General features: G+C 59.6%; 12 protein-coding genes and 1 pseudogene. 9 read left to right on the top strand and 4 right to left on the bottom strand.

Annotated elements, in window-relative coordinates:
- Positions 1-463 precede the first annotated feature (463 nt).
- Both AC3EA7_RS09620 and AC3EA7_RS09625 read right to left on the bottom strand, forming a co-directional pair.
- A complete protein-coding gene (locus AC3EA7_RS09620) occupies positions 464-892 on the bottom strand; it encodes a hypothetical protein (RefSeq protein ID WP_488613832.1) in 429 nt (142 codons plus the stop codon).
- A gap of 606 nt (positions 893-1,498) precedes the next feature.
- Positions 1,499-1,906 (bottom strand): hypothetical protein, encoded by a 408-nt coding sequence (locus AC3EA7_RS09625; RefSeq protein ID WP_488613833.1) that lies wholly within the window; start codon positions 1,904-1,906, stop codon positions 1,499-1,501.
- Between the two features lie 356 nt (positions 1,907-2,262).
- On the opposite strand from AC3EA7_RS09625, the gene AC3EA7_RS09630 reads away from it, so the two are divergent.
- From AC3EA7_RS09630 to AC3EA7_RS09670, 9 genes are all read left to right on the top strand, one after another.
- A complete protein-coding gene (locus AC3EA7_RS09630; protein ID WP_488613834.1) occupies positions 2,263-2,913 on the top strand; it encodes a TetR/AcrR family transcriptional regulator in 651 nt (216 codons plus the stop codon).
- A gap of 4 nt (positions 2,914-2,917) precedes the next feature.
- The gene (locus AC3EA7_RS09635; protein ID WP_488613835.1) at positions 2,918-3,769 is read left to right on the top strand and encodes an ABC transporter ATP-binding protein; all 852 of its coding nucleotides are present in this window, start codon (positions 2,918-2,920) and stop codon (positions 3,767-3,769) included.
- Positions 3,766-4,476 carry an ABC transporter permease gene (locus AC3EA7_RS09640; RefSeq protein WP_488613836.1) on the top strand — a complete coding sequence of 237 codons (711 nt, stop codon included), beginning with the start codon at positions 3,766-3,768 and terminating at the stop codon, positions 4,474-4,476. The genes AC3EA7_RS09635 and AC3EA7_RS09640 overlap by 4 nt, the downstream gene beginning before the upstream one ends.
- Positions 4,473-5,213 carry a hypothetical protein gene (locus AC3EA7_RS09645; RefSeq protein WP_488613837.1) on the top strand — a complete coding sequence of 247 codons (741 nt, stop codon included), beginning with the start codon at positions 4,473-4,475 and terminating at the stop codon, positions 5,211-5,213. Before AC3EA7_RS09640 ends, AC3EA7_RS09645 begins: the two co-directional genes overlap by 4 nt.
- Before the next feature lie 4 nt (positions 5,214-5,217).
- On the top strand, positions 5,218-5,805 hold the full coding sequence (locus tag AC3EA7_RS09650) for an HD domain-containing protein (RefSeq protein ID WP_488613838.1): 588 nt from the start codon (positions 5,218-5,220) through the stop codon (positions 5,803-5,805).
- A gap of 182 nt (positions 5,806-5,987) precedes the next feature.
- Positions 5,988-7,013: a galactose-1-phosphate uridylyltransferase gene (locus AC3EA7_RS09655; protein WP_488613839.1), complete on the top strand. Its 1,026-nt coding sequence runs from the start codon at positions 5,988-5,990 to the stop codon at positions 7,011-7,013.
- Entirely contained in the window at positions 7,000-8,607 is a 1,608-nt protein-coding gene (locus AC3EA7_RS09660) for a carboxyl transferase domain-containing protein (RefSeq protein ID WP_488613840.1), read from the top strand. Before AC3EA7_RS09655 ends, AC3EA7_RS09660 begins: the two co-directional genes overlap by 14 nt.
- A gap of 10 nt (positions 8,608-8,617) precedes the next feature.
- Entirely contained in the window at positions 8,618-9,280 is a 663-nt protein-coding gene (locus AC3EA7_RS09665; RefSeq protein ID WP_488613841.1) for a hypothetical protein, read from the top strand.
- Positions 9,280-10,053 (top strand): enoyl-CoA hydratase-related protein, encoded by a 774-nt coding sequence (locus tag AC3EA7_RS09670; RefSeq protein WP_488613842.1) that lies wholly within the window; start codon positions 9,280-9,282, stop codon positions 10,051-10,053. The genes AC3EA7_RS09665 and AC3EA7_RS09670 overlap by 1 nt, the downstream gene beginning before the upstream one ends.
- Before the next feature lie 64 nt (positions 10,054-10,117).
- Here AC3EA7_RS09670 and AC3EA7_RS09675 read toward each other — a convergent pair whose 3' ends face one another.
- Positions 10,118-10,375, bottom strand: a complete 258-nt coding sequence (locus tag AC3EA7_RS09675; RefSeq protein WP_488613843.1) for a topoisomerase DNA-binding C4 zinc finger domain-containing protein — start codon at positions 10,373-10,375, stop codon at positions 10,118-10,120.
- A gap of 73 nt (positions 10,376-10,448) precedes the next feature.
- Positions 10,449-10,760, bottom strand: a pseudogene (locus tag AC3EA7_RS09680) (nuclease-related domain-containing protein); the annotation flags it as partial.
- Positions 10,761-10,917: the final 157 nt, after the last annotated feature.

The following is a 10,917-nucleotide window of genomic DNA, read 5'->3' on the forward strand; positions in this document are numbered from 1 at the left end:
GAGAGGTGAGAGGCGAGAGGTGAGAGGTGAGAGGTGAGAGGCGAGAGGTGAGAGGCGAGAGGCGAGAGGTGAGAGGTGAGAGGTGAGAGGCGAGAGGTGAGAGGCGAGAGGTTCAAGAGCCTCTTAACCTTCAACCTTCAACTCCTCCCGCCTTGCAACCTTCCCACCTCTTGCCTCTTGCCTCCTGCCTCTTGCCTCCTGCCTCTTGCCTCCTGCCTCTTGCCTCTTGCCTCCTGCCTCTTGCCTCTTGCCTCCTGCCTCCTGCCTCCTGCCTCTTGCCTCTTGCCTCCTGCCTCTTGCCTCTTGCCTCCTGCCTCCTGCCTCCTGCCTCTTGCCTCTTGCCTCTTGCCTCTTGCCTCTTGCCTCCTGCCTCCTGCCTCCTGCCTCTTGCCTCTTGCCTCTTGCCTCTTGCCTCTTGTCTCTAGCCTCCTGCCTCTTGCCTATCACCTGGCACTAGCGGACGTTATACCTGCACTGGCAGGAGATACCGCAATTTGGGCGGGGGAAGCGGGGGCGCAGGCGACTCGCCGTTCCACCGCCATCTGTCGGTCGGCGTCAGGCGAGCAATAAGAATTACGAATGCGATGCACATGGCAAGGAGCATGAGGACGCCATCGTACACAGCGCGTGGCGCCGTAGAATGCTGGCCGGGAATGTGTGCCTGCTCTGCGGTGGCGGCATGCGATATGCCGCTCAGGTGACACACAAATCGCACGCTCCCAGAGGGGGCGTGCCGGTGCATCACGGTATCGATCATGGAACAGTGCAGCACACAGAAGAGCGGGTTGAGGACCCCCAGCACCAATGCCGCCAACACCGACAGACCAAGGCAGTGCAATGTGGAGTCCGGTTGCAGGTGCGTTGGTCGGTGGTCACGGGTGATATTCGCCATTGCACACTTCATGACTGTGCATTATACCACAAAGTAGATGCCGTGAAATGGCGCGCTGGGGGAGGTCCCAGGTGCTCACAAGAGCGAGCGTTTTTGGCAAGCCCTTCGATTGCACCGCTCGCTTGAGGGTACGAAGAGGCCAGTACAGTCGCGGTTCGGCAGGCTCACCGCAAGGGGCGGCGCTGTGCCCCAACGCCCCCTTCTCCCCGCTTCGGCATCGCGCTTCGGCAGGCTCAGCGCACTGCTTGCGGGAGAAGGGGGATGGGGGGAAACCAGGTGTCGGGATGCCGAAAATGCGCTGCGCATCTCATACTAGTACGCGGTCATTTGGGCAGTAATGGTTTTTGGAAAAATAATCCGGTATCGCCCGGTGCAGCCCGCGCAGGCGGGCTTGGCAACCATAGCCCGCAGCTTCAGCCGCCGGACGGACGAGTGGATAGCGGAATACGTAAAACCATGATTGCCGGTGCGCGCAGCAGGACGCTGGGGCACTGCGGGCAAAAGCCCGCGCTGAGCGCGTGGAAACCCCGTCGGGGAGGATCGGTCCCGTCCATCCCCGTCAGAAAGACAGGGAGCGCCGGATCAGCGCGAAGCGGGAGTGAACCGTTAGCGACGGAAGTTTGAATGGGCGGAGCGATGACGCCGCAGCGCGCGCCAGGGGAAGAGCCAGGACCACCTTTCCCTTCGTTCAGTGCTCGCCTGCACCGGTATCGAGATGACAATGCCGCGTTCACGACGACACGATGGACAGTGTTCAAGGTTCCATGCGACCTGAGCAGTGAACAATCCGCCGCAGGCAATACAGGGTCGGCGATGGAACGACTCAGGCAGATGGTACGTCTGATGCGCCTCACACCACACGGCGCGCCGCCGGCATGCCCGGCAGAGGTGCATCGCGTCGGCTATGCCGCTGCCGCGTACCTGCCGCCAGTCGCGGTCGCCGATGGCCCCGATGCTTCCGCAACAGTCACAGGCCACGACCGATCCGTATGTCGCGTGTTTCTGGTAACTCATGTCCCGCTCCTCCTCGTTGAGTTGCACATCATCGTGCAGGTTTTGACTGATTTGTATAGAATGACCAGTTAGAAGCATATCTGATTGTATGAACTATACTAATATCGTCTGATACGTCTGTCAAGGGGTCATCTGTCATCGGAAGGAGATCGGCAATGTAATCATTCCATCCGGTTCTTCGTTGCACTCCCTCCCTGCCCCGTCCCCCGCGCCCGCTCGCTGGTCCCCCAACGGATCATCGAATTGACATTTTCCACGAAGAGCACTATAATATGACCGCTTGGTCATATGACCGAGCGGTCATATTAAGAAAGGGCCGGAACAATGGACATATTCTTATCTTGTGAGGTGCGCCTGTGCCGACGGAGACCTTCTTCAACCTGCCCGAAGAGAAACGCCTACGGCTGCTCGATGTCTTACTCGATGAATTCTCGCAGAATGACTATGACAATGTCTCTGTCGGGCGCATTGCAGAACGCGCCGGGATCGCCAAGGGCAGTTTCTACCAGTATTTTGCCGATAAGAAGGACTGCTACCTGTATCTTATTCAACTGGCAATCGAGGAAAAGATCGCTTTTATGCGCCATTCGCCGCCAGAACCGTCTGCTGATCTCTTTGCGCATCTGCGCTGGTTGATCGATGCGGGAATGCAGTTTCAGTTCAGCAATCCGCGGCTGGCGCGCATCGCATACAAAGCATTGTTCGATGATGCGCCTCTGCCGGAGGAGACGCTGCAAGCCATCCGGCATGGCGGGTATGCCTACTTCCGCGATCTGGTTCAATCCGGCGTCGCCAACGGCTCGCTCGATCCCGGTATCGATCTCGACATTGCAGCATTTGTGCTCAATGCTGTCTTTACAGAACTGGGTCCACATCTAATGCGTCGTTTCGGCGTTTCGCCGGAACAGGCACTTGCCGATGGCGCGGATGCCTTCGATCAGGGTGATATCCGTCGGGCTATCCATCAGGTCATCACTCTTCTGGAAACAGGACTGCGAAAGAAGTAAACCCATGATTACCGTCGAACATCTGAATTTCACCTATGCTGGTGCAAACGCGCTAGCGATCCGGGACCTGCATTTTGAGGTTCAGGACGGCGAGATCTTTGGTTTCCTCGGTCCTAGTGGAGCGGGGAAATCCACCACGCAGAAGATCCTCATCCGACTGCTGCACGGCTTTTCGGGTGCGGTGCATGTGTTGGGGCGCGACCTGTGCGCCTGGAATAGCGACTACTATGAGCATGTCGGCGTCTGTTTCGAGCTGCCCAACCACTATGGCAAGTTGACTGCAATCGAAAACCTGCGCTACTTCAGTCGTCTGTACTCCGGCTCGACCGTCCCGCCGGAAACGCTGCTGGCGATGGTCGGATTGGAGGATGATGGCAACCTGCTGGTGTCGCAGTACTCCAAGGGCATGAAGATTCGCCTGAATCTGGCGCGGGCGCTCATTCACAATCCACGTCTCCTCTTCCTCGACGAACCAACCGCCGGACTCGATCCGGTCAATGCACGCCGTATCAAGGACTTGATCAAAGCGCAGCGCAACGCAGGACGGACCATTTTTCTGACCACTCACGATATGACCATCGCCGATGAACTGTGTGATCGGGTGGCATTTATCGTCGATGGGCGCATCAATATGATCGACTCGCCGCGGGCGCTCAAGTTGCGCTACGGGCGGAAAGACGTGCGCGTGGAATACCTTGCCCAAGGTCATGCCGTCTCCTGTGATTTTCCGCTCGATGGCCTGGCGGACAATCCTGACTTCCTGACGGCGATCCGCCATCCGGTACAGACGATTCACACCCAGGAAGCCACTCTGGAGCAGATCTTTATCCAGTTGACCGGTCGGAGTCTCGCATGAAACGCTTGTTTTACACCCTCTTCTGGGACATTGTCCGCCAGTATCGCAATGGCTTTTACTTTGTATCAGCCTTCATAGCAGTTTTGACGGCGATTGTGCTGCGGCAATTCGGCGAGGTGGATTGGTCGCTCTGGTGGCCCCCCATCCTGCTCGAAAATCTGGTGATCAATGCCTTCTACTTTATGGCGGGCATGGTTCTGCTCGAAAAAGGTGAAGGGACGCTCGAGGCTCAAATCGTCACTCCCTTGCGCAACCGGGAATATCTGCTTGCCAAAGTCATTAGTCTGTTCGTCCTTTCGGCGCTCGAGTCGCTCGCACTCATTCTGATCGTGAGTGGACCAGCGTTCAACTGGTTCTGGATGCTGCTTGGCATTGCAGGGTTTGTGGCGATGTATGCGTTCTATGGCTTTTTCGTGGTTGCGCGTTACGATTCGATCACTGCGTTTCTGATGCCCTCCGCGATCTGGACGATCGGGTTCTCACTTCCGCTCCTCGCCTATTTCGACCTCTGGCAGCACTGGAGTCTCTACCTGCACCCGTTGCAGGCGCCGCTCTTCCTGATTCACGCCGCGTACACTCCGCTTCCTGGCTGGCAACTCGTGTATGCTGTGGCGTACACCGGGGTGTGGGTCGGCATCGGTTATACTATTAGTCGGCGCGCTTTCTACCGCTTTGTCATCACGAAGGAAGGAGTTCGACGACCATGAACGCCATTCAAATGCTGCGCGCTCTAGGACCGATTGACGTGCGTGGTGTGCGCCGCGATAGCCTCCTGTCGTGGATGATTCTTCTTCCGGTGATCGGGGCTCTCGTGCTCCGCTGGGGATTGCCATTCCTCAATGATCGTATGACCGACCGATACGCCTTTGATCTGACACCCTACTATCCGGCGCTGCTGGGGTATTTCTTCGTCATTATGACCCCGGTGGTCTTCGGAACCCTGGTCGGGTTTTTGTTGCTCGATGAGAAGGATGATCAGACGTTGGTCGCTCTGCAGGTGACGCCGCTTTCCCTGCCGCGCTATTTCGCCTACCGTATTACCATACCGGCTCTTCTGGCATTTGTGATGTTGTTCGTCATCTTCCCGCTCTCGGGGTTGAGCATGCTGTCTCTGATGCACATAGCGCTCATCGGCATTGTCGCTGCGCCGCTTGCGCCGTTGTTCGCGCTCTATCTGGCGGCGTTTGCCCAGAACAAGGTGCAGGGGTTTGCATTGGTGAAACTTTCGGGTATTGTGCTGATGTTGCCGGTGATTGCTTTTTTCGTTCAATCGCCATGGAAACCGGCATTTGGCATCATTCCCACCTACTGGATGGTCAATGTCTACTGGATGTTGGAAGCCGGACAGTCTGGCGTGTGGATCGACGCGCTGATTGCTCTGATCTATCAGTTGATTGGCATCGGCGTGTTGGCGCGCCGGTTCGATGCGGTGATGCATCGGTGAACCTATGAATGCCTCTGCTTTTTCCCGCCAGTACGAGCGGGCGCTGCAATTCGCGGCGCGCGCGCATCGGCAGCAGGTGCGCAAGGGAACCGACATTCCCTATATCGTGCACGCAGTGCATGTTTCCGTCATTCTGCTGCGCCATGGCTTTGGTGAGGACGTGGTCATCGCCGGGGTGCTGCACGATGTGGTCGAGGATTGCGATGTTGCGCCGCAAGAACTGGAAGTGTTATTCGGCGCCGAAGTCGCTCGTCTGGTCGAAGCCGTGTCGGAACGCAAGCGGATCGGCGGCGCTGAACGTTCGTGGGAGGAGCGTAAGACCGAGGCGATTGCCGGTCTCCGCAACGGCGATTCAAAGATCGCTGCGCTGAAAGCGGCTGACGCCCTGCACAACATCCATTCGATCACCACCGACCTGGGGCTGGTTGGCGCTGCGGTGTGGCAACGCTTCAAGCGCGGTCCTGCTCAGATGCTGTGGTACTACCGCGAAATCCTGGCGGCGGTGCGGAGCGCGCTGGGCGATCATCCGATCGCCGTGGAACTTGCCCGCGCTATTGCTGATCTCGAACATGCGGTTCACGGGTATAATTGAGTTATGCAGGTTGACGCAGTACTCACGCTCCCTGAGTCGCCCATCGACTCTTGTGCGTTCGGCAGTGGCATCGACACAGCCCTTGCCAACGCCCGTCGGTGGCGCGTCTGGTGAGCACGATTGCAGAACTGGCGTAACCTGGTATTGGCGTAAGGGTCCGCTGTCCGGTCACAGGAAGCGTCATGCCCGAGATCCGACAGAATCTGGCAACGCGCGAGTGGGTCATCATTGCCACCGAACGGGCGCGACGGCCTGAACAGTTCATCCTGCCGTCGCGCGGGAGTATCCTCGACCGCCCCGAATACGATCCGCACTGCCCGTTCTGCCCTGGCAACGAAGAACTGGACCTTGAGCGCTTTTGTCTGCCCGCCACCGGCGACTGGCAGGTGCGCGTGGTGCGCAACCGTTTCCCGGCATTGCTGGAACACGATGAGTATCAGCGGCGATTGAACGGGATCAATCGCTCGCTGGCGGGGTTTGGCTACCACGATATTGTGGTCGAGTCGCGCCGGCATAACACATGCGCGGCGCTGGATCCGGTCGAAGGGTTGATCACCACCCTGCAGGCGTTTCAGACCTGCGCTGCAATTTACCGCCGCGATCCGCGCATCGAGCATATCGTGTTCTTCAAAAACCATGGCGCGACCGCAGGAACGTCGCTGCTCCATCCCCACGCGCAGGCAGTGGCGTTGCCGGTTGTTCCTCACGATATTCGTGTGCGGAACGAGGAGGCGCGGCGCTACTTCGACGACTATGGCGAGTGTGTGCTCTGCCGCATGTGCGAGGATGAAGAACGGCAACAGGATCGCATCGTCGTTCGCAGTCGCCATTTTGTGGCGTTCATTCCGTATGCCGCGTATTCGCCGTTCCATCTCTGGATTGTGCCGCGCCGCCATACCGCGCATTTTCTCAATGCGACCGCCGATGAGATCGAGGACCTTGCGCATGTGCTGCGCGATGTGCTGCGCCGGATTTACTACGGCTTGAACGATCCCGACTATAATTACGTCATTCGGTCGGCGCCGGAGAGTGAACGCCTGGCGCGCCATCTCCACTGGTATGTGACGGTCATCCCACGGGTGACTCAGACCGCTGGTTTCGAGATGGGCACCGGGATGTTCATCAATACGGCGCTGCCCGAAGAGAGCGCCCGTTTTCTGCGCAACGTCGTTGCGCCCGACGATTCAACCGACAATGACCACGATTAAGTCGTTTGTTGATCCCCGCTCGGCAACCTTCCGCGCCAATGCGGAGGCGTATGCGGTGTTGCTCGACGACCTGCGCACCCGGCTGGCGCAGGCGCGCGCCGGCGGTCCCCTGGAGGCGCGTGAGCGCCATACAGCGCGCGGCAAGGTGCTTGTGCGCGAACGGATTGAACGCCTGCTCGACCCGGCGACCCCTTTTCTCGAAATTGGGGCGCTGGCAGCGCACGAGGTCTATGATGAACCGGTTCCCTCCGCCGGCATCGTCACCGGCATTGGGCGCGTCGCCGGGCGCGAGGTGATGATCGTCGCCAACGATGCGACGGTGAAGGGCGGTACGTACTATCCGCTGACGGTCAAAAAGCATCTGCGCGCTCAGGAGATCGCTGAGCAGAATTATCTCCCGTGCATCTATCTTGTCGATAGCGGCGGCGCCTTCCTGCCGCTTCAGGCAGAGGTCTTCCCCGACCGCGATCACTTCGGGCGGATTTTCTACCATCAGGCGCGTATGTCCGCCAAAGGCATTGCGCAGATCGCCGCCGTCATGGGGTCGTGCACCGCCGGCGGTGCGTATGTGCCGGCGATGAGCGACGAAGTGGTGATCGTGCGTGGCGCCGGTACGATCTTTCTCGGCGGTCCGCCACTGGTCAAGGCGGCGACGGGCGAGGAGGTCAGCGCCGAGGAACTCGGTGGCGCAGTGGTCCATACCCACATCTCCGGCGTCGCCGATCACCTGGCGGAAAATGATCTCCACGCCCTGGCGATCGTGCGCTCCATCGTGGCGAACCTGGGTCCGCGTCGTCCGGCGCCGTGGGAATGGCGTGAACCGGAGGCGCCGCTGTACGATCCGCGTGAGTTGTACGGGATCATTCCGCGTGACCCGCGCTCCAGTTATGATGTGCGCGAGGTGATTGCGCGGATCGTCGATGGGAGCCGGATGCACGAGTTCAAACCAACCTACGGGGAAACGCTGGTATGCGGTTTTGCGCATATCGCCGGCGCACCGGTTGGTATCATTGCCAACAATGGCGTGCTCTTTTCGGAAAGCGCGCTCAAGGGAACGCACTTCATCGAACTGTGCTGCGCGCGCGGTGTTCCGCTCGTCTTTCTGCAAAACATCACCGGCTTCATGGTCGGCAAGGAGTATGAACAGCGCGGCATTGCCAAAGATGGCGCCAAGATGGTTATGGCGGTTGCGAATGCGCAGGTTCCCAAGTTTACGGTGGTGATCGGCGGTTCGTTCGGCGCCGGCAATTACGCGATGTGCGGGCGCGCCTATGAGCCGCGCCAACTCTGGATGTGGCCCAATGCGCGCATCTCGGTGATGGGCGGGCAGCAGGCGGCGAGCGTGCTGCTGACAGTGCGCCTCGATGCACTGCGAGCACGGGGCATCGAGATGAGCAGCGCCGAGCGCGAGGCGTTCACCGCGCCGATCCTGGCAACCTACGAACGTGAGGGCAGTCCTTACTATGCGACGGCGCGTTTGTGGGACGATGGCGTGATCGACCCGGCAGACACGCGCACGGTGCTGGCGCTTGGTCTGGCAGCCGCTGCCAATGCGCCGGTCGAGACGACGCACTTCGGTGTGTTCCGTATGTAATGGAGATGCGATGTATTCTGACCCACCCTTCTCCCAGACTGCTTTCCAGTCTGCGCTGGCGCACCTGCTGGCGCTGCCGGATCGCGCCAGCCTGGCGACGCTGGTCGAGCGTGAGCCGCTGGTGATGAGCGATGAGTTCCTGGCGGCTGCGCAGCGGGCGGCAACCGACCCTGCGGCAGAGACGCTGCGGGAACGATTGGAGTGGCTGATCGCCCTTCGTCAGCAGGCGGAACAGGATGTTCCCGCCGCGTTCCAGGCGGTGTTGGCGGCGACGACCCTCGAAGAATTGCGGCAGGTGGCTGACCGCTGGCCCCTGACGCTGAACGACGCTTTCGCTGAAGTGGTGGAGCATCTGGCGCAACAGTTCGCCGACGCCGGGCAACCGGATGTTGCCGAAGGGCTGCGGCAGCGCCTCGTCGCTCTAGCGCAATTGCGCGTCTACCGCGAGACGTGGACCGAGACGCCGCAGGGGAAGGCGATCTTTGCGTTCCTGAACGCCGAGGACGATGCAGCGGCGCTGAGCGTCTTCCACGCGCACCGCGACCTGCTCGACCATCCAGAGGCGCAACGGACGCTCGATGAGGTCTTACAGGGCGGCGACGAGGAAAGCCAGCGGCGGCTGGACAAGCGCCGCGCATTACTGCGCTATCTGCGCGGTGAGGAGCATGCCTGATGACCGTTCACATCACACGCGACGGATCGATTGCAACCGTGACGCTCGACCGTCCTGACGTTCACAACGCCTTCGACGCTGCGACCATCGAAGAGGTGCGCATTGCCTTTGAGTCGCTCTCCGGCGATCCAGGGGTGCGCGTCATTGTCCTGACCGGCGCGGGCGAGTCGTTCTGCGCTGGCGGCGATATGCGCTGGATGCAGGATGCCATGGGGCTGTCGTTCGAGGACAACATGGCGGATGCCGGTGCGCTGGCAGCAATGTTCGAGACGATCTGGATGTGCCCGAAAGTGGTGCTCGGTCGAATCAATGGCGCGGCTATCGGCGGCGGCGCAGGACTGGTCGCGTGCTGCGACCTGGCGATTGCCGCCGACACGGCGCGCTTCGGCTTTGGCGAGGTCAAGATCGGGTTGATCCCGGCAGTGATTGCGCAGTACGTCGTGCCGAAGATCGGCGTCAGCCAGGCGCGGGCGCTGTTCGTCTCCGGCGAACGCTTCAGCGCCGAGCGCGCCTTCGAGATTGGGTTGATCCATGGCGTTGTGCCGCTGGACGAACTCGATGCCACGGTGCGGGAGATCGCCCAACGCTGCCTGACGAGCGCGCCAGAAGCGATTGTGGCGTCCAAGCGGGTGGTAGATGTAGTGTGGGAGAGTGAACGCGACGCCGTGCGGCGCTTTGTGGTCGAAATGCTGGCGCGCGTGCGCACGAGCGACGAAGCGCGCGCGGGGATCGCCGCCTTCAAAGCACGCCGCCGGCCGCCGTGGGCGGTGTGAGGGCGGGACTGAGGAAACCGGCGGCGCGGTCTATCACCCTGCGCAGGGCGGCAACGCAGTGGTTTTACACGTTGCGCGTCTCGCGGCAAGCAGGGTAGTTCTGGCATCCGTAGAACCACTGACCCTGGACGGGTCCTCGCTGTCCCTCGCGCCATACCATCGGTATATGGCATTGTGGGCATATTGGGATATGGTAGTTTGGATTATATCGAGGTTGGAGGGCGATAAGATGTGCGATGGTTGTTATGTCCGCTCCTTGTAATACTTCGTGCCTGTGTGACAGGAGGTGGGCCATCAAGTAACTCACGCCAGGGAATATCATAACCGGAGTTGCTCTTGCCTTAATCCAGGCAGGATGTGTCAATAAAATCAGGGTATGAACATGAGGCGCTATCTTATGAAAAATATCCCCTGAAACATGTTGACTGACCCACCAAAGCCATAGATATCTGTGGATGCTTTGCCTGAATAGTGGGGCTTTGACAGCCAATCCAGCGATATCGGTCTTTTCTCTCCCACTTATCGCCATAAACACGATACATACCGTTCCATGATTTTGTTTCGACCAGAAAGATGCCAAAAGCGCTTATAAACACATGATCGATCTGAGTGAACACATCTGGCTGCGGTTCAAAAATCGCATCCTGAGCGATTAGCCAGCGATCAGGCAGCGTCCTGGCAGCCGCACTCAAGACCAGGAGTTCACCGGCTGAACCTTTTGCTTGATTTCACTACCGTACACTTTTTTTCTGGGGGTTGACTTATGGTATACTCCATGGCGAGTCCCAGCCCTAGGAGGAATCATGAGCGACAACGTACGCCGATACCGTGCCATCCGCCAAGCCTTGAACCGGCTCTACCCCC

It is taken from the genome of Roseiflexus sp., assembly GCF_057785375.1.